The sequence below is a fragment of the Mesorhizobium sp. B2-4-1 genome (assembly GCF_006442185.1).
Lineage (GTDB): Bacteria > Pseudomonadota > Alphaproteobacteria > Rhizobiales > Rhizobiaceae > Mesorhizobium.
Genome location: NZ_VFVN01000015.1, coordinates 56,923 through 74,918 on the forward strand (window position 1 = coordinate 56,923; position 17,996 = coordinate 74,918).

Annotated in this window: 17 protein-coding genes; 9 read left to right on the forward strand and 8 right to left on the reverse strand. The window is 62.6% G+C overall.

Annotated elements, in window-relative coordinates:
- Nucleotides 1-73: 73 nt before the first annotated feature.
- Nucleotides 74-1,015, reverse strand: coding sequence for a threonine/serine dehydratase (locus tag FJ949_RS27420; protein ID WP_140500795.1), 942 nt, complete (start codon nucleotides 1,013-1,015; stop codon nucleotides 74-76).
- A 50-nt stretch (nucleotides 1,016-1,065) separates the two neighbouring features.
- Between FJ949_RS27420 and FJ949_RS27425 the strand changes: the two genes are divergently transcribed.
- A complete protein-coding gene (locus FJ949_RS27425) occupies nucleotides 1,066-1,368 on the forward strand; it encodes a metalloregulator ArsR/SmtB family transcription factor (protein WP_140500796.1) in 303 nt (100 codons plus the stop codon).
- 19 nt (nucleotides 1,369-1,387) lie between these two features.
- On the opposite strand, the gene lysA is transcribed toward FJ949_RS27425, so the two are convergent.
- From lysA to argH, 3 genes are all read right to left on the reverse strand, one after another.
- Nucleotides 1,388-2,656, reverse strand: coding sequence for a diaminopimelate decarboxylase (gene lysA, locus FJ949_RS27430; protein WP_140500797.1), 1,269 nt, complete (start codon nucleotides 2,654-2,656; stop codon nucleotides 1,388-1,390).
- Between the two features lie 68 nt (nucleotides 2,657-2,724).
- On the reverse strand, nucleotides 2,725-2,931 hold the full coding sequence (locus FJ949_RS27435; protein WP_140500798.1) for a lipoprotein: 207 nt from the start codon (nucleotides 2,929-2,931) through the stop codon (nucleotides 2,725-2,727).
- A 140-nt stretch (nucleotides 2,932-3,071) separates the two neighbouring features.
- Nucleotides 3,072-4,472: an argininosuccinate lyase gene (gene argH, locus FJ949_RS27440; protein WP_140500799.1), complete on the reverse strand. Its 1,401-nt coding sequence runs from the start codon at nucleotides 4,470-4,472 to the stop codon at nucleotides 3,072-3,074.
- A gap of 36 nt (nucleotides 4,473-4,508) precedes the next feature.
- Here argH and FJ949_RS27445 point away from each other — a divergent pair, with 36 nt between their 5' ends.
- The gene (locus FJ949_RS27445) at nucleotides 4,509-5,189 is read left to right on the forward strand and encodes a TlpA disulfide reductase family protein (RefSeq protein WP_140500800.1); all 681 of its coding nucleotides are present in this window, start codon (nucleotides 4,509-4,511) and stop codon (nucleotides 5,187-5,189) included.
- A gap of 191 nt (nucleotides 5,190-5,380) precedes the next feature.
- On the opposite strand, the gene FJ949_RS27450 is transcribed toward FJ949_RS27445, so the two are convergent.
- On the reverse strand, nucleotides 5,381-6,139 hold the full coding sequence (locus FJ949_RS27450; RefSeq protein WP_140500801.1) for a Crp/Fnr family transcriptional regulator: 759 nt from the start codon (nucleotides 6,137-6,139) through the stop codon (nucleotides 5,381-5,383).
- 261 nt (nucleotides 6,140-6,400) lie between these two features.
- Between FJ949_RS27450 and FJ949_RS27455 the strand changes: the two genes are divergently transcribed.
- The 7 genes from FJ949_RS27455 (at nucleotide 6,401) to FJ949_RS27485 (ending at nucleotide 14,057) form a co-directional block, all read left to right on the forward strand.
- On the forward strand, nucleotides 6,401-6,724 hold the full coding sequence (locus FJ949_RS27455; protein WP_140500802.1) for a circadian clock KaiB family protein: 324 nt from the start codon (nucleotides 6,401-6,403) through the stop codon (nucleotides 6,722-6,724).
- Nucleotides 6,708-8,201: a circadian clock protein KaiC gene (gene kaiC, locus FJ949_RS27460; RefSeq protein ID WP_140500803.1), complete on the forward strand. Its 1,494-nt coding sequence runs from the start codon at nucleotides 6,708-6,710 to the stop codon at nucleotides 8,199-8,201. Before FJ949_RS27455 ends, kaiC begins: the two co-directional genes overlap by 17 nt.
- Nucleotides 8,198-9,322 carry an ATP-binding protein gene (locus tag FJ949_RS27465; protein ID WP_140500804.1) on the forward strand — a complete coding sequence of 375 codons (1,125 nt, stop codon included), beginning with the start codon at nucleotides 8,198-8,200 and terminating at the stop codon, nucleotides 9,320-9,322. Before kaiC ends, FJ949_RS27465 begins: the two co-directional genes overlap by 4 nt.
- 393 nt (nucleotides 9,323-9,715) lie before the next feature.
- Nucleotides 9,716-11,020 (forward strand): sn-glycerol-3-phosphate ABC transporter substrate-binding protein UgpB, encoded by a 1,305-nt coding sequence (gene ugpB / locus FJ949_RS27470; protein ID WP_140500805.1) that lies wholly within the window; start codon nucleotides 9,716-9,718, stop codon nucleotides 11,018-11,020.
- 283 nt (nucleotides 11,021-11,303) lie between these two features.
- The gene (gene ugpA / locus FJ949_RS27475; RefSeq protein WP_246680040.1) at nucleotides 11,304-12,143 is read left to right on the forward strand and encodes a sn-glycerol-3-phosphate ABC transporter permease UgpA; all 840 of its coding nucleotides are present in this window, start codon (nucleotides 11,304-11,306) and stop codon (nucleotides 12,141-12,143) included.
- Nucleotides 12,144-12,151: 8 nt separating this feature from the next.
- Nucleotides 12,152-13,000, forward strand: a complete 849-nt coding sequence (gene ugpE, locus FJ949_RS27480) for a sn-glycerol-3-phosphate ABC transporter permease UgpE (protein ID WP_140500807.1) — start codon at nucleotides 12,152-12,154, stop codon at nucleotides 12,998-13,000.
- Between the two features lie 7 nt (nucleotides 13,001-13,007).
- Entirely contained in the window at nucleotides 13,008-14,057 is a 1,050-nt protein-coding gene (locus FJ949_RS27485) for a sn-glycerol-3-phosphate import ATP-binding protein UgpC (RefSeq protein ID WP_140500808.1), read from the forward strand.
- Nucleotides 14,058-14,102: 45 nt separating this feature from the next.
- On the opposite strand, the gene FJ949_RS27490 is transcribed toward FJ949_RS27485, so the two are convergent.
- The 3 genes from FJ949_RS27490 to FJ949_RS27500 form a co-directional block, all read right to left on the reverse strand.
- Nucleotides 14,103-15,185, reverse strand: coding sequence for an ABC transporter ATP-binding protein (locus FJ949_RS27490; RefSeq protein WP_140500809.1), 1,083 nt, complete (start codon nucleotides 15,183-15,185; stop codon nucleotides 14,103-14,105).
- A complete protein-coding gene (locus FJ949_RS27495; RefSeq protein WP_181165391.1) occupies nucleotides 15,182-16,762 on the reverse strand; it encodes an iron ABC transporter permease in 1,581 nt (526 codons plus the stop codon). The genes FJ949_RS27490 and FJ949_RS27495 overlap by 4 nt, the downstream gene beginning before the upstream one ends.
- A 168-nt stretch (nucleotides 16,763-16,930) precedes the next feature.
- The gene (locus FJ949_RS27500; protein WP_140500811.1) at nucleotides 16,931-17,938 is read right to left on the reverse strand and encodes an iron ABC transporter substrate-binding protein; all 1,008 of its coding nucleotides are present in this window, start codon (nucleotides 17,936-17,938) and stop codon (nucleotides 16,931-16,933) included.
- Nucleotides 17,939-17,996 lie beyond the last annotated feature (58 nt).

Consider the following 17,996-nt stretch of genomic DNA (forward strand, 5'->3'; position numbering starts at 1 on the left):
CGAAGAATACCCAGCAAACGCGGCGAAGGCGAGGCAGTTCCTGAAAAACGTGAAGGAGAGAAAGGCGCAGCGATCAGAATTTCGCCGGGTTTGCGTTCGCGCCGCAGACCAGGACGGCGAGCCGTTCGCCGGGTGCCGGCGCATAGCGGCCGGACAGGATGGCGCCGAACGCCGCGGCGCCACCGGGTTCCGAGATGATCCGCACCCGGTCCCACAGCGCCTTCTGGGCGACGACGATCTCGTCGTCGCTGACCAGGATGGAGCGTTCCACGAAGGCCTCGGCGATCGGGAACATCATCTCGCCGACGCGTTTGGGCGCCAGGGAATCGGCGGCGATGCCCTCGGCCGGCGCATCGACCGGATGGCCGGCCTCGAGGGCGCGATAGAGTGTCGGCGCGCCCTCGGGTTCTACGGCGACGATGCGGATACGGCCGGCGAACCAGGCGGCGATGCCGCCGATCAGGCCGCCGCCGCCCACGGCGACCAGCAAAGTGTCGATCTGAGGCAGGTCGTTCTCGATTTCCAGCCCGAGCGTGCCTTGCCCGATAAGCGTTTCCTCCTGGTTGAAAGCGTGGATCTGCAAGGCGCCGGTTTGCTCGGCGAAACGTTCGCTGGCGGCTAGCGCCTCGGCATAGCGGGCGCCGCCGACGACCAGCTCGGCACCGTAGCTGCGAATGCGCTCCAGCTTGGCCGGCGGGCTCACTTCCGGGACGAAGATGGTCGCCCTATGGCCGAGCCGCATGGCGGCATACGCCACCGCCGCTCCATGATTGCCGCCCGAGGCGGCGACGACACCGGCCTCGGGGACCTGCCGCTCGAGAAGATTGGTGAACGCGCCGCGCGCCTTGAACGAACCGGAATGCTGCAGGCATTCGAGTTTGAGGTCGACCGCCAGCGGCGGCCGGTCGAAATCGGCCATGTCGACGCGCAGCACCGGCGTCTGGCGCACATAGGGGCGGATGCGCGGTTCCATCGCCGCGATGCGTTCGCGCGTTATGGTGCTGCCGTCGGTCATGGCCATCTCCTCGGGATTGACAGCAATTAGTAACTTGGCAAAATGCCTAAATGCAAGAGGTTGACGTGTTCAAGGCGATTGCCAACGAACGAAGGCTGCGGATCCTCGACTGGCTGAAGGATCCGCGCGCGCATTTCCCGGCCCAGGCGGATGGCGATCTGGTCGAGGACGGCGTCTGTGCGCTGCTGATCGCTGAAAAGCTCGGCATTACGCAGGCGACGCTCAGCGAGCACATGCGTGTGCTCACGCAGGCAGGGCTGTTACGGACCAAGCGCACCAAGCAATGGACCTTCTATCGCCGCGACGAGGGCAGGATCGCCGAGGCGAGAGCGCTGATCCAGAACCGACTGTAGGACCTCCGTCGTTTGGCTTCTATGCAAGCCAGTCGGGGATCGAATCCAGGCCGATCAGTTCGTCATAGGTCTGGCGCGGGCGCACGACGTGGAAACGATCGCCGTCGACCAGCACCTCCGGTACCAGCAGGCGGGTGTTGTAGGTGCCGGCCTGCACCGCGCCATAGGCGCCAGCGGTGGCGATGGCGATCAGGTCGCCGGACTTGAGCTTTGGCAGGTCGCGGTCGAGGCCGAGATAGTCGCCGGTCTCGCAGACCGGGCCGACGATATCGACCGTCATGCGCGGCGCGTCGGCGGGGGGCAGCACCACCGGTCTTATGTCGTGGAAAGCGTCGTAGAGCGTCGGCCGGATCAGGTCGTTCATGGCGGCGTCGACGACGAGGAAATTCTTGGCATCGCCTTCTTTGGCGAAGATCACTTGCGAGACGAGGATACCGGCATTGCCAACGATCAGCCGGCCCGGCTCGAACATCACCTTCAAGCCAAGCTTGGTGACGTGCTTGCGGACGATCTGCGCGTAGGCGTCGGGGAGCGGTGGCGGGTTGTTGTCGACGCGGTAGGGAATGCCGAGACCGCCGCCGAGATCGACATGCTCGATGGCATGGCCGTCGGCGCGCAGCGCGCCGACCAGTTCCACCAAAAGCGCGAAGGCATCGTCGAAGGGTTGCAGCTCGGTGATCTGGCTGCCGATATGGGTGTCGATGCCGGTGACCTTGATGCCCGGCAATTCAGCCGCGCGCGCATAGACCTGACGCGCCTTCTGCCATGGGATGCCGAACTTGTTCTCGGCTTTGCCTGTCGAGATCTTCTTGTGCGTCCTGGCGTCGACATCCGGATTGATGCGCAGCGAGACCGGCGCCACCTTGCCCAGGGCAACGGCGCGCGACGAGAGCAGTTCGAGTTCGGGCTCGGATTCGACGTTGAAGCACAGGATGCCGGCTGCCAGCGCAAAGTCCATCTCACGCGCGGTCTTGCCGACGCCGGAGAACAGGATCTTGCTGGCCGGGATGCCGGCTGCCAGCGCGCGCCGCAACTCGCCTTCCGACACCACGTCGGCTCCGGCGCCGAGCCTGGCCAGGGTTTTGAGCACCGCCTGATTGGAATTCGCCTTCATGGCGTAGCAGACCAGTGCATCGAGCCCGGCAAATGCCTGGACGAAGACGTGGTAGTGCCTGGTCAGCGTGGCCGTCGAATAGCAGTAGAATGGCGTGCCGACGGTTGCGGCGATGTCCGATATCGCCACGTCCTCGGCATGAAGCACGCCGTCGCGGTAGTCGAAATGGTTCACGAGAGTGGTTCCGAAAAGTTGGAGCAGGGTGGGAGCGGGTTTAGCACTCTAAACCGCTCTGACCGGCTCTAGAGCAGCGGGTCGAGAATGAACTTCTTGTCCGCGACCGGTTTTTCCGGTTCCGGCGGCACGGGTTGGTGTGCCTTCTCGGCGTCCTTGCGCGCCTGCACGGCCGCCTCGTAAGGCGTGTCGAGACCGGACCTTCTGCCGCAAGCCGTAACGGCGGCAACCGCCGCAAGCAGCGTCAGTGTCACCAAAATCCTGCTTCCGGTCATCGATCCATCCGTCCGAAACTTTTTTCCGCCGCTGCTTTTAGCCGAGTTCTCGGCGCATTGCACCCTGGATATTGCCGTTGCAATATCGTGGATATTGGCGGTTGCAATATCCGGGATATGGCTGGCCGCAATGTCCGGCATCACGCCTTGGCCAGCCGCTTTTTCCAGTAGCGGATCTGCTTCCTGACTTCCGACGGTGCGGTGCCGCCGAAGGAGGTGCGGCTCTTCACCGAGTTCTGCACGGCCAGCACCGAAAAGATGTCCTTCGTGATGCCGGGGTGGATCGACTGCAAGTCTTCCAGCGCAAGCTTCTCCAGGCTCAGCTTCTTCTCTTCGGCCAGCGCCACCGCCCGTCCCGTGACATGATGCGCTTCCCGGAACGGCAGGCCGAGCGTGCGCACCAGCCAGTCGGCAAGGTCGGTCGCGGTTGCGTGGCCGGAGCCGGCAGCCTTCTTCATCGCCGCCGCGTTCACCGTCATATCGGAGACCATGCCGGTCATCGCCGCCAGCATCAGGTCGAGCGTCTCGGCGGCATCGAACACCGATTCCTTGTCTTCCTGCATGTCCTTGCCATAGGTCAAAGGCATGCCCTTCATCACCGTCAGCAGGCCGACCAGATGGCCGGTGACGCGCCCGGTCTTGCCGCGCACCAGTTCGGCGGCGTCGGGGTTCTTCTTCTGCGGCATGATCGAGGAGCCGGTGGAGAAGCTGTCCGACAGCCTGATGAAGCCGAATTGCGGCGTTGACCAGATGATGATTTCTTCCGCCAGCCGCGACAGATGCGTGGCGCATATGGCCGCCAGTCCCAGGAATTCCAGCGCGAAATCGCGGTCCGAGACGCTGTCCAGCGAATTGCGCATCGGCTCGCGGAAGCCGAGCGCCGTGGCGGTCCGGTGGCGGTCGATCGGAAAGCTGGTGCCGGCAAGGGCGGCCGCACCCAGCGGGCTTTCGTCCATGCGTTCGATGGCGTCGCGCACCCGCGACAGGTCGCGCGAAAACATCTCGACATAGGCCATGCAGTGGTGGCCGAATGTCACCGGCTGCGCCGCCTGCATATGGGTGAAGCCCGGCATCACCGTCGCGGCATGCTGCTCGGCCCGCTCCAGCAACGCACCGACCAGGCCCTTCAAGGCCTCGGCGACGCGAAAGCACTCGTCCTTGACCCAGAGCCGGAGGTCCACTGCAACCTGGTCGTTGCGAGAGCGGGCCGTGTGCAGCCGGCCGGCGGCCGGACCGACCAGCTCGGCGAGGCGGGCCTCGACGTTCATGTGGATGTCTTCCAGCCTTGTCGAGAATTCAAACGTGCCCGCCTCGATCTCTTTCAGGATCGTGTTCAGGCCGTGAGCGATTTTCTCTTGATCGGCCGCCGAAATAATGCCCGTTTGCGCCAGCATCGCGCTATGGGCGATCGAACCTCTGATGTCCTGCGCATAGAGTTTGCGGTCGAACGAGATCGACGCGTTGATTGCTTCCATGATCGCGGCCGGACCCGAGGCAAATCGTCCGCCCCACATCTGGTTGCTGGTCTTCTTGTCGCTCATGGCTATAAAACCCGTGCTCGGAGCAGTTTTGAGAACATGGCAGACGGAAACAGATTTTTCCCGGCCCCGCGCCTGATCCTCGCCGCCCTGGTGGCGGGAGCGCTGGCCGGCGCGGTCGCGGTATATGTCAGCGAGAGCCGGTCTGGCAACAACGCCGCGTCGCAAGTCGCCGTCGGCGACAGCAAGGACGATGTCGCCTGCGCCGCCAAGAGCGAACGCGCCAAGAAGATCGCCGCAGCCGCCACCGGCGAGGTCGCGGCGCTCTTGCCAGCCGATCCGCCGCAATCGATGAAGAGCCTCGCCTTCAACGGCCCGGACGGCAAGCCGATGACCATCGCCGACCATGCCGGCAAGACGGTGCTGCTCAATCTGTGGGCGACATGGTGCGCGCCATGCCGCGCCGAAATGCCGGCGCTGGACGCCTTGCAGAAGGAGAAAGGCAGCGATGCGTTCCAGGTCGTCGCCGTCAATGTCGATGCCGGCGACGACGTGAAGCCGAAGAAGTTCCTCAAGGACACTGGCGTCGAGGCGCTCGGCTATTACAGGGATTCGACGATGGCGCTGTTCAACGAGCTCAAGACGCGCGGTCTGGCGCTCGGCCTGCCCGTCACCTTGCTGATCGACGGCGAAGGCTGCCTGATCGCTCATATGAACGGGCCGGCCGAGTGGTCGGGGCCGGACGCCAAGCGGCTTGTCGAGGCCGCGCTCGGGTCTTGAAGAGGCTGGGACAAGGCTGGGCGCAAGCGCGGCTTGACCACGCAACGGTTCCGCCCAGCCCATCCGCGGCGGCCTGAGCCGACCCGGTCAATTCGTCGAATGCCTGGATCGGCGCCGGCTTGCCGAGATAGTAGTCCAAGCCTCGGCGTCCAGGGACTCACCTTAAGGACATATATGGCGAGCCGTTTGTGCTATCGGCCAGACGAGGCGTTGGTCGGCAGGGGATAGACGCCCTTCAATACTTCGTCGAAGTGATGACTGACCGCCGCATTGCACTCGCAAGCAAGCCACCGCAGGCCGTCGACCTTGCGAACGACGATCCGGGCACGATGGGTCTCAATGAGACCGTGTTCTTTCAGATCGCGTATGACGCGGCTCAAATAGCTCCGGCCGACTCCGAGCATTACGGCGAGCTGTTCTTGTGTCAGCGCCAGATCGGGAGTGCCCGTCCGATCAATGGCGGCCAGCAGCCATTTCGCTGTCCGTTGCTCGATCGAATGCGCGGCATTGCAGGCGACGGACTGGAACATCTGCGCCATCAGGCAGTCCGCGTACCGCGCGAACAGATTCCGTAGCGTCGACGACCTGGACTTCGCCTCTTCAAGGTTAAGCAGGTCGATGCGGAAGAACGAACCTCCCAATTGTACTTCAGCGCGAGCGTAAGCTGGGAGCCTGCCTTGGCTGACAACTCCGCCAATTGCCCCTTCTCGTCCGACCAGAGCCGTCTCGATCGCACGCCCGTCGCTCAGCACGACGAGATAGGAAATCAGGCTGGGACCTCTCGGGAAGTATGCATGGCGAACCGTGTCGCCAGGTTCATAAAGCAGTGTTCCGGTGGGGGCCGACCACTCATCCAGCCAAGGCTCGAGGATTGCCCAATCTGCCGCGGTGAGTGCCCGCAGAAGATTGTTGCCGATCATGCCGGAGTCTATGTGGGCGCGGGCTTCCATTTACACTCCTCCGAACGATCGCTTGCGGCCCATATCCCAATAACCGGAGAAATGTCCACTAGTGCGCAGACGCGCAAAGCGCGAATGTCTAAGAAGTGACAGGGGTGCTGATCCAGGCCCCATCGAGCGCGAGCTGTGGCGCGTCGGCTCCAGGCGAAATGCTAGAAGATCGCCCAAGGCGGACAACAAAGCCCTGCGGTTGAATTGCTGGCGTGTCGCGTAGAGCACGTCGATACTGAACCCGTGCAACCAGCGTGAGATATGAACCCGGAACAACCGCCCGCTTCAGGGGCCCATCCCCTTCTCCGGCTCTACATCGCCGGAGACACGCCCGGTGCTCGTCGGGCACTGGAAAGCCGCCTGAAGATAATCGAGGAGATGAGCGCATCCATTGAAATCCAGATCTTCGATATCCTGGAACATCCTCATGAGGCGGAGCGAGCAGGGATACTAGCAACGCCGACGCTCTCCGACGAATCCGCCGATCCCCCGCGCCGTCTGGTGGGCGACATCAGCAATATCGCTCAGGTTCTGGACTATTTCGGTTTTCGCAAGAAGGATGATATTCATGACCGCGACGGATGAGATCTCTATCGACCCGGTTCTTGAACGCGTCAATACAGGGATCGAAGCTTTTGACGACTTGGTGATGGGTGGCTTGCCGCGCGGACGCACCACCATCGTGGGCGGCACGCCCGGTAGCGGCAAGACCGTATTCGCCACGCAGTTCCTGGCGCATGGCATCACCGGTCTCAATGAGGCCGGTGTCTTCGTCACCTTCGAGGAGTCGCCAACCGAGATCGAGGTGAACATGGCGAGCTTCGGCTGGGACATCCGCGGCTGGCGAGCGGCGGACAAGCTTGTTTTCGTCGATGCGAGCCCGCGCGATCAGGACCAGGTGGTTGTGGGCGATTTCGACCTCGCCGGTCTTCTGACCCGCATTCTGCACGCGAGCCGAAGCGCCGGGGCAAAGCGCATCGTGCTCGATTCGGTTACCCAACTTTTCGATCATTTCGTAGCCGAGCAGACGGCAGTGCGCCGCGAACTTCTACGTATTGCGACCGCGCTGAAGAAAGAAGGGCTGACGGTCCTTATGACCGCGGAACGCAACAGTGAATATGGTGAAATCTCCCGTCACCGAATAGAGGAGTTCGTCGCAGACAATGTCGTGATCCTTCGCAATGCCCTTGATCGCGAGCGCCGTCGGCGGACCATAGAAGTCCTGAAAATGCGCGGCAGCCGTCACGTTGAGGGCGAAGTGCCCATAACGCTGGTCGCCGAACAGGGCATCGTAGCTGTGCCTCTGTCATCGTTGCGCCTGGAGCAGCAATCAAGCACGAAACGGGTCACCAGTGGTAATTCCGAACTCGACAAAATGTGCAGCGGCGGGTTCTTTCGCGACAGCGTAACCCTTGTCAGTGGAGCCACAGGCACCGGAAAGACTCTACTTGTCACCAACTTTCTGGCGGGCGGAGTGGCTGCGGGCGAACGCGCCTTGCTCGTCGGCTATGAGGAGAGCCGCGGCCAGCTTTTCCGCAACGCGCGTAGCTGGGGCGTCGATTTCGAAGCGATGGAGGCGGATGGTCGCCTGAAGGTAGTCTGCCTTTATCCGGAAGCGCAGAGTTTGCCGGATCACCTTCTGATGATCCGCGAACTGGTGGCGGAGTTCAAACCCGATCGCATGGCAATCGACAGCTTGTCGGCATTGGAACGCATCGCGCCAGAAACCGGGTTTCGTGAGTTCTTGATCAGCGTCACCTCCTTCATAAAGAAGCGCGAAATTGCCGGCCTTTGCACCGCTACCAACAAATCGCTTGTCGGAGGCCAGAGCGCTAGCGAGCAGCATATTTCCACACTCACCGATTCGATCATTCTGTTGCGCTACATTCAGCAGGAAGAATTCATGCATCGCGGCATGATGGTGCTGAAAATGCGCGGCAGCGAACACGACAAACAGATACGGCGCTTCACCATCGACAGTGGCGGTATGCATCTTGGAAAGCCCTTTGACAGCGCGCCTGATGTGTTCGGCGACTCCGCCGTGGACAACACGTCGACATGAAGAGCGCCTTGAATACGGCGCAAAACGCCGCCGAAATGCTGGAATCGCCCGGAGATACATCTCCGGCTGGCATCAGCCAGCTCAGCTTTCGCCAGTTGATCGAAAATACCGCCGACGGGATGCTGGTGGTCGATTTGGACGGAACAGTGCTCTATGCCAATCCTGCGGCAGCCGTAATTTTTGGACAGCCGCTTGACGAACTCCTCCACGTTCCGCTCGGCCGTCCGGTCGTCTCCGGAGAGATCGCCGAGATCACCGTTCACCGTTCCGGCCGCAAGCCGGCAGAAGTGGAAATGCGTACGGTCGAGGTTACCTGGGACAGCAGGCCCGCATTGCTTGCCAGCCTGCGCGATGTCTCGGCCCAGCGATCAAGAGAAGAAAACGCACGCCAGTCACAAAAGCTCGAGGCCATTGGACGCCTCGCAGCTGGCATTGTCCATGACTTCAACAACCTACTCGCCGTTTTCGGGTCTGGCCTTCGGCTTCTGGAGAAACAGATCGCTAAAGATCCTGCGGATGAGAAAGTCGCTCTGCTGGTCGAGGAGATGTTCAGGCGGATCGAAAATGGAGGAGCGCTAACACAGCAACTGCTTGCCTTTTCGCGACGCCAATCCCTGGTCCCGGAACAGATTGATCTCAATGAACGTATCAAGGGGCTGACGACGCTGCTGGAACGGACGTTGGGGAGCGGCATCCGGGTACAATGCAATCTGGATCCAGCCTTGGGCCCTATCCTTATCGATGCCAACCAGCTCGACATCGCCGTTCTTAACCTTGCCGTGAACGCCAGAGATGCAATGAAAGGCAGTGGCACTCTCACGATTGAGACCAGCAATTTTCCAAATGATCTGGAGGATTTGCGTTCAGCGGCGGCTTCATTTGTTCGCGTGACTGTACGCGATACCGGCTGTGGAATGAGCAAGGACACCCTGGCGCGCGTTTTCGAGCCGTTCTTCACAACAAAATCGGAAGGGCAGGGTACGGGACTCGGGCTAAGCCAAGTTTACGGCTTCATCAAGCAATCCGGTGGGCATGTCCGAATCGATAGCGAAATCGGTCAGGGAACAAGCCTGCATCTCTACTTGCCGCGCGCTTCTGGAACCCAGCGGCAGCAGAACTGAGCGGCGGCAGACCCATTCCCGGCCAGCAGACTGATTGGCCGATGTCAAATCCGTCAGGCTGAGCGCGGGACGGGAATTTCCACGCATCGACCGAGCAAACCGACGCCTTTTTCAGCGTTGTCATGTCAGCGTTGTCATGTGCTGTTAGACGCCGTTCGTCGGTGAGGTCGCTGACCGTCTCGAGACAGGTCCCTGGTACATCAATTCAAGCAGCAAGCCGCTATGCAATCCTTTTCCGGGTCACTTTCATCCGGAAGTGAACGCTACTTTAGCCGGACATGAAGTGCGCCTGCCCGCAACAAAACCGTTGTCCGCTGCGCGCGAACGACACATAGTGCCATTGCGGGAGTGCCCCTTTCGCCAATGACAAGCAATGAGAACGGGAGACGAAACATGAAGTTCTTTGGCTTCGCGGCCGGTGTCGCCGTGACCCTGCTTTCCACAACCTCCGCCTTCGCCGTCACGCAGATCAGCTGGTGGCACGCCATGACCGGCGCCAACGCAGAGGTCGTCGACAAGATTTCCAAGGATTTCAACGCCAGCCAGGGCGACTACCAGATTGTTCCGGTTTTCAAGGGCACCTATCCCGAAACGCTGAATGCCGGCATCGCCGCCTATCGCGCCGGCCAGTCGCCTGACATCATCCAGGTGTTCGATGTCGGCACCGGCGTGATGATGGCGGCCCGGGACGCGATCAAGCCAGTGGCCGAGGTGCTGACCGGCGCCGGGATGAACTTTGACAAGAGCCAGTATCTGCCAGGCATCGTCGGTTATTATTCGACGCCGGACGGCACCATGCTGTCCTTCCCCTACAACTCCTCCTCGCCGATCCTCTACTACAACAAGGACATCTTCCAGAAGGCGGGGCTCGATGTGAACAACCCACCCAAGACCTGGAACGAGGTGTGGGAGGATGCCAAAAAGATCAAGGCGAGCGGCGCCGCCGCTTGCGGCTACACCTCGACCTGGCTGACCTGGATACACCTGGAAAACTTCGCGGCGTGGAACGATGTGCCGTGGGCCACGCAGCAGAATGGCCTGGCCGGCGGTGATGTCGAACTCAAGATCAACTCGCCGATCTTCGTCAAACATTTCCAGGCGCTCGCCGATCTGGCCAAGGACGGCACCTTCAAATATGGCGGGCGCACCTCCGAAGCCAAGCAGATATTCCTCGCCGGCGAATGCGGCATCTTCACCGAATCCTCGGGCGGCCTAGGCGACATCGTCAAGTCGGGCATGAACTACGGCATTGGCCAGTTGCCCTATGACAGCGACGCCAAGGGCGCGCCGCAGAACACGACGCCGGGCGGTGCCAGCCTTTGGGTCTTCGGCGGCAAGTCCGACGAGGAGTACAAAGGCGTCGCGGCTTTCTTCGCCTATCTGTCCAAGACCGATGTGCAGGAATATCTGCACCAGAAATCGGGATACCTGCCGGTGACGCTCGCCGCCTATGAGGCGACGAAAAAGTCCGGCTTCTACGACAAGAATCCCGGTCGCGAGACGCCGATCCTGCAGATGACGGGCAAGGCGCCGACCGACAATTCGAAGGGCGTGCGGTTGCCGAACCTGCCGCAGGTGCGCGACATCCAGAACGAGGAGTTCGAAAAGATGCTTGCCGGCCAGGAAACCGCCCAGCAGGCGCTCGACAATGCGGTCACGCGTGGCAACGCGGCGATCAAGGAAGCGCTGGGGAATTAGGGCGCGTCGAGCCTATCGAGTTATAGTCCTTGCTCTACGAGACCCCCCTCCGCCCTGCCGGGCATCTCCCCCTGGAGGGGGGAGACTGGCTGTCGCGACCGTTTTCGGCAATTGTCAAAGCTGGAGAATGGCAGCTGCCGCAGGAACTGCCAATCTTCCTCCAAGAGGGGGAGATGCCCGGCAGGGCAGCGGTGAGCGCCGTAGAGTGCCGCTCGGCTTTCCACGCCGGAGCGGCGCATTGACCCCGCGCGTCGTCTTTCCCAACAAAGTCTTGCCATACCTAATGGTGGCGCCGCAACTTGCCATCACGCTGGTGTTCTTCTACTGGCCGGCCGGGCAGGCGCTCTACCAGTCGATGCTGAGGCAGGACCCGTTCGGGCTGAGGAGCAGGTTCGTCTGGTTTGCCAATTTCCGCAAGGTGCTTGCCGACCCGGCCTATCTCAACTCGATCAAGGTCACAGTGGTGTTTTCGCTCGCGACCGTGATCGTTGCCATGGGCGTGGCGCTGCTCCTTGCCGTGATGGCGGAAAAGGTGGTGCGCGGCAAAGGCCTCTACCGCACGCTGATGATCTGGCCCTACGCGGTGGCGCCGGCGATTGCAGGCATGCTGTGGCTGTTCCTGTTCAATCCATCGATCGGCTCGCTGTCTTATCTGCTGAGACGTTTGGGCGTCGCCTGGGATCCGCTGCTCAACGGCACCGACGCCATGATCCTTCTGGTGGCGGCGGCCGCCTGGAAGCAGATCAGCTATAATTTCCTGTTCTTCGTCGCCGGGCTGCAGGCGGTGCCGAAAACGCTGATCGAGGCGGCGGCGATCGACGGCGCCGGCGAAACCAAGCGCTTCTGGACCATCGTCTTCCCGCTTTTGGCGCCGACGACGTTTTTCCTTTTGGTCGTCAATACCGTCTATGCGCTGTTCGACACGTTCGGCATCGTCCACGCCGTCACCGGCGGCGGGCCGGGCAAGGCCACCGAGACACTGGTCTACAAGGTCTACAATGACGGCTTCGTCAATCTGATCCTCGGCGATTCGGCGGCGCAGTCGGTCATCCTGATGGTCATCGTCATCGCGCTCACCGCCATCCAGTTCCGCTACGTGGAACGGAAGGTTCATTACGGCTGAGGAGCGCGATGATCGGTCAATCCCCGTTTCGCATTTTCCTTGCACATGCCGTGCTCATCCTCGGCATACTGATCGTGGCCTTTCCGATCTACTACACTTTCGTTGCCTCGACGCAGACGCTGCAAACCATCCTTAGGCCGCCACTGCCTTTCCGGCCGGGCAGCGAGTTCTGGAACAATTACGGCGAGGCGCTGTTCGGCGGCGTCGGCCGCATCGGCGGGCTCGGCGTCGGCAGGCTGCTCCTCAACTCCACGATCATGGCGCTCGGCGTTGCGGTCGGAAAGATATTCATCTCGATCCTGTCGGCCTATGCGATCGTCTTCTTCCGTTTTCCGCTGCGCATGACTTTCTTCTGGCTGATCTTCATCACCCTGATGCTTCCCGTCGAGGTGCGCATCCTGCCGACCTACAAGGTAATGGTCGACCTCGGTATGATCGACACTTATGCCGGACTGATCATCCCGCTGATCGCCTCGGCCACCGCAACGTTGTTGTTCCGCCAGTTCTTCATGACCATCCCGGGCGAGTTGGTTGAGGCGGCGCGCGTCGACGGCGCCGGTCCATGGCGGTTCTTTTTCGATATCCTGTTGCCATTGTCGCGCACCAATATCGCGGCGCTGTTCGTCATTCTTTTCATCTACGGCTGGACGCAGTATCTGTGGCCGCTGCTGGTCACCAACAGCAACGATATGAACACCATCGTCATCGCACTGAAGAAGATGGTCTCCTTCGCCGATGCCGACACCCAATGGCATTTGGTCATGGTCACGGCGATCCTGGCAATCTTGCCGCCAATCCTGGTTGTGGTGCTGATGCAGCGCTGGTTCGTGCGCGGACTGGTCGACACCGAAAAGTGAGAAGCCGATGGCGACGGTCGATCTGAGGGACGTGAAGAAAGTATATGCCGGCGGCGTCGAAGCCGTGAAGGGCGTCTCCATTGCCATTCCCGACAAAGAACTCTGTGTGCTGGTCGGGCCGTCCGGCTGCGGCAAGTCCACGCTTTTGAGGATGATCGCCGGGCTGGAGACCATTTCTTCCGGCACGGTCGCTATCGACGGCAAGATCGTCAACACGATCGGCCCGACCGAGCGCGACATCGCCATGGTGTTCCAAAACTATGCGCTCTATCCGCATATGAAAGTCTACGACAACATGGCTTACGGGCTACGCAATCGCGGTACGCCCAAGGACGAGATCGACAGCAGGGTTCGTTCGACCGCCAAGGTGCTGGAGCTTTCAGCGCTGCTTGACCGGCGCCCGCGCGAGCTTTCAGGCGGTCAACGCCAGCGCGTCGCCATGGGCCGCGCCATCGTGCGCAATCCGAAAGTCTTCCTGTTCGACGAGCCACTCTCCAATCTCGATGCCAAGCTGCGCGGCCAGATGCGGGTCGAAATCAAGAACTTGCAGCGCTCGCTCGGTGTCACCTCGGTCTACGTCACCCATGACCAGTTGGAAGCGATGACGTTGGCCGACATCCTTGTCGTCATGAATGGCGGATTGGTCGAGCAGGCGGGCGCGCCACTCGACATTTACGAAAAGCCGGCCTCGACGTTCGTCGCCTCTTTCATCGGCGCACCGCCGATGAATCTTCTGTCCCTTTCGGGTCCGGCGCTGACCGGCAGCAAGACGAGCGACTTTGCGCCTGCGAATGCCGTCACGCTTGGCTTCCGCCCCGAGGATGCCGATGTCACTTTCGCGGCCGAGGCACCGTCCGGCGCGCTCGTGCTGCCGACAATGGTGGAGGCGGTCGAGCCGGTGGGAGCGGACAGCTTTCTTCACTGTGCGGCAGGAGGCGACCGCATCGTCGTGCGTGTGGCCGCGCGCGCAACAGCCAAGCCCGGCGACCAGTTGCGCGTCGTGGCCAAGGCCGAGAAACTTCACTGGTTCGATCAGGCTGCAAAGAGGGTCGACTGACGCCAATCTTGCATGCTGATCAGCGAGCCGCGAACCGTCGGCCGGTCAGGCGAATACATGCGCCTGTCCCGACACGGTGAGCCGGACGATCTCACCGACCGCCGGCGCGTCCATGCCGGACTTGCGCAGGATCAGCGGCGTGCTGCCGATGGCGGCGGCGTCCGGCGGGTCGGGGCTGTTGAGCAACCGCACCGCGACCGTGCAGGTCGAGCCGGCGAATTCGGATTCCGTTACCTCGCCAAAAAGCATGTCCGGCGTGCCCGACATGCCCTCGCGCGATGTCCGCTTCAGTCCGATCTGCTCCGGCCGCAACATGATGCGGGCGACATCGCGGCTGTCCGACGTATCGACGGCGATGCGGCCAAGCGGCGACGTGGCGAAACCGCCCGCTATCTTCGCCGGCAGGATGATGGCGTCGCCAAGGAACTCGGCAATCATCCTGTCCTTCGGCTTGAGATAAAGTTCGCGCGGCGTGCCGACCTGCGAGAATCGGCCCTCGCGCATCACAGCGACCTGGCTGGCGAAGGACAGCGCCTCGGCCTGATCGTGCGTCACCAGGATGGTGGTGATGCCGGCGGCTTCGAGCAGTTCCGCCACGGCTTTGCGCATGGAGGCGCGCAGGCCGGTGTCGAGCGCCGAGAACGGTTCGTCGAGCAGCATCAGCCGCGGCTTCATCGCCATGGCGCGGGCGAGCGCCACGCGTTGCTGCTGACCGCCGGAGAGTTCGTGCGGGCGGCGCTTCAGGATCGCCTTGTCCAGCCCTACTATATAGGCCAGTTCGACGATGCGTTCGGAGCGTTTGTCCAGCCTGCGGTCCATCCCGAAACCGATATTGTCGCCAATCGTCAGGTGCGGAAACAGGGCGCCGTCCTGTGCAACCAGGCCGATACCGCGGCGGTGCGCCGGAACGGCGCCGCCGCTGTCGGCCAGCATCTTTCCGTCAAGCACAATGCTGCCCTGGTCGGGCGCCTCGAAACCGGCGATCAGCCGCAGCAAGGTGGTCTTGCCGCAGCCGGACGGCCCGACGATGGCCGTGCGGCTGCCGCTGGCGATGTCGAGATCGATGCCGGCAAGCGCCGCGACCGGGCCGTAATGCTTGTGCAAGCCCCTGAGTTCGAGAAAGCTCATCGTCCAGCCATCCGTTTTGACTGGACATAGAGCAGCCAGGTCAGGGGCAGCGACATCGCCACCATGATGAAGGCGTAAGGTGCTGCCGAAGCGTAGTCGATCTCGCCGCTGTAGGACCAGAACGCCATCGCCAGCGTGCGGGTGCCGTTCGGCGCCAGCATCTGGGTCGCGGTCAGCTCGTTCATGATGCCGAGCGCCACCAGCGCCATGCCGGCGGCGGCACCCGGCGCCGACAGGCGGATCGTCGTCGACCACAATGCATGGAGCGGCGACCGCCCGAGGCTGGACGCGGCGCGCTCGAGCTCGACCGGCGCCTGCGCGATCGACGCCCGCAGGCTGATCAGGGCGCGGGGCAGGAACATCAAGGCATAGGCAACCAGGATGGTGAACAGGGTCTGGTAGAGCGGCAGGGCGATGCGCACGGTGATGGTGACCAGCGCCAGTGCGATCACGACCCCGGGCAGCGATCCGACGATGTAGTTGCAGCCCTCCAGCAAGCGCTGCAGAGGCCCCGGCGCGCGGATCGAGATCCAGGCCATCGGCATGGCGGCGACGGTGGCGAGCAGCGCGCCGGCGAGCGCCAGGAACAACGTCTGGCCGAGCGCCAGGCCGATCTCGTCGAGCCGCCAGACCTCGGCGCCGCCGGCGGCAAGCCAGCGTCCGATGGTGACGAACGGTACGCCGAGCGCCAGAAGCGTGGTGGCGGCAAGCAGCAGCAGGCAAGGCACGGTCGCCCGGCCGAGCGGCGCGCGCTGTTGGTGGCGCGCGGCGCCCGAACCGACGCGGGCATAGCGCTCTTCCCCGCGCACCAGCACCTCCAGCCCGAGCAGCACGAAGCAGCAGCTCACCAGCACGCCGGCCAGCATATTCGCGGCCGGCCCGTTGAAGGTCGATTGGAACTGGTCGACGATCGCCGTGGTGAAGGTGTCGAAGCGGATGAAGACGTAAAGGCCGTATTCGGCCAACAGGTGCAGGCCGACCAGCAATGCGCCGCCACAGATGGCAAGCCTGAGCTGCGGCAGCACGACGCGCCAGAACACACGCCAGGGACCAAGGCCGAGTGCGGCCGCGGCGTCTTCGAGCGCCGGATCGAGCCGGCGCAGGGCCGCCGATACCGGCAGATAAAGGAACGGGAAATACGCTATGACAGAGACAAGCACGCCGGCCCACAAGCCATGCAGCCCGGGCACCATGGTGATCCAGGCATAGCTGTGCACGAAGGCGGGAATGGCGAGCGGCGCCACGCATAGCCAGGCCCACAGCCGGGCGCCGGGCAGGTCGCTGCGTTCGGTCAGCCAGGCCAGCGCCACCGACAGGATGATGGCGATCGGCACGGCGAGCGCGACAAGCAGGACGGTGTTGGCCAGAAGCTCGCCGACACGCGGCCGGAAAACCAGCGCCGAGACGGTTTCCCAACCGGTCTGCACGGCGACCCAGACGATGAAGGCAAGCGGCAGCAGGGCCAGCAGCGAAACGAAGATAGCGGCGGCAACGATCCATGACGCAGCGCGCCGGCGCGCCCTGCGGCGCGTCCTCGGCGGCAGGCCCGGGCTTGCAATGTCGGCCGCGAACTGCATCGGCTCAGACTTCGCGCCCTTGCCGCCCGGCGGCGGCAATCGAAAGACCACGATCATGGTCGGGAATACAGCGTGTCGTCATCGACGAATGCCATCTCGAAAAAACAAAACGCTCCCGCGGAATTCCCGCGGGAGCACGGCCGGTGCCCTTATTAGGACGAACGGCAACTAAAGCAAGCCGGCCGCCGTCATCAGGTCGGTGGCCTTCTTGGAGTTCAGCGTCGCGGCATCGATCTTCGGCGCCTGCAGGTCGGCCAGCGGCACCAGCTTCGGATTGGACTCTGCGCCCTTGCCGACCGCGTATTCGAAGGACGTTCCGTTCTTCAGCACGTCCTGGCCGCCCTTGCCGGTCACCCACTTCAGGAAAGCCTGGGCTTCCTTGGGATGCTTGCTCGAAGCCAGCACGCCACCGCCGGAGGTCGAGACGAAGGCGCCCGGATCCTGGTTCTTGAAATAATGCAGCGCTACGTTCTTGCTGTTTTCGCCGGTCTTGGCCTGATCGCCGAAGTAGTAGTAGTGATAGATCACGCCGCCTTCGATCTCGCCGGCGTTGACCGCCTTCATCACGGTGCTGTTGCCCTTATAGGCGGTGAAATTCTGCTTCATCGCCTTCAGCCAGTCCGCTGTCGCGGCTTCGCCCTTGAGCTGCAGCAGCGCGCTGACGATGGCCTGGAAATCGGCGCCCGACGGCGAGGCGGCCCACCGGCCTTTCCAGCTCGGATCGGCAAGGTCGAGCAGCGACTTGGGCAACTGGTCGGCCTTGAGCTTGGTGGTATTGTAGGCAAAGACGGTGCTGCGGGCGGCAACGCCGACCCATTTGCCGCTCGCTGCCTGATAATCCTGCGGAACCTGCGCCAGTGTGTCGGCGTCGACCGGCGCGAACAGGCCGGCATTCTCGACCAGCACCATGGCCGGCGAATTCTCGGTCAGGAACACGTCGGCGGGCGAGGCGGTGCCCTCCGCGACGATCTGGTTGGAGAAATCGCTGTCGCCGCCATTGCGCAGCGTGACCTTGATGCCGGTTTCCTTGGTGAAGCCGTCGGCCCATTCCTTGGCGAGGCTCTCGTGCTGGGCATTGTAGACGATGATGCCTGTATCCTCAGCCATCGCCTGGCCAGCGATCAGGCTGACCGCCACCACCGCGGCGCCGGCAAGGGTGGAAAGAGCGTATTTCATGGGCGTCGTCCTCGATCTCGTTGAACTGGCACGCAGCACCTATCGATACATGACAGGT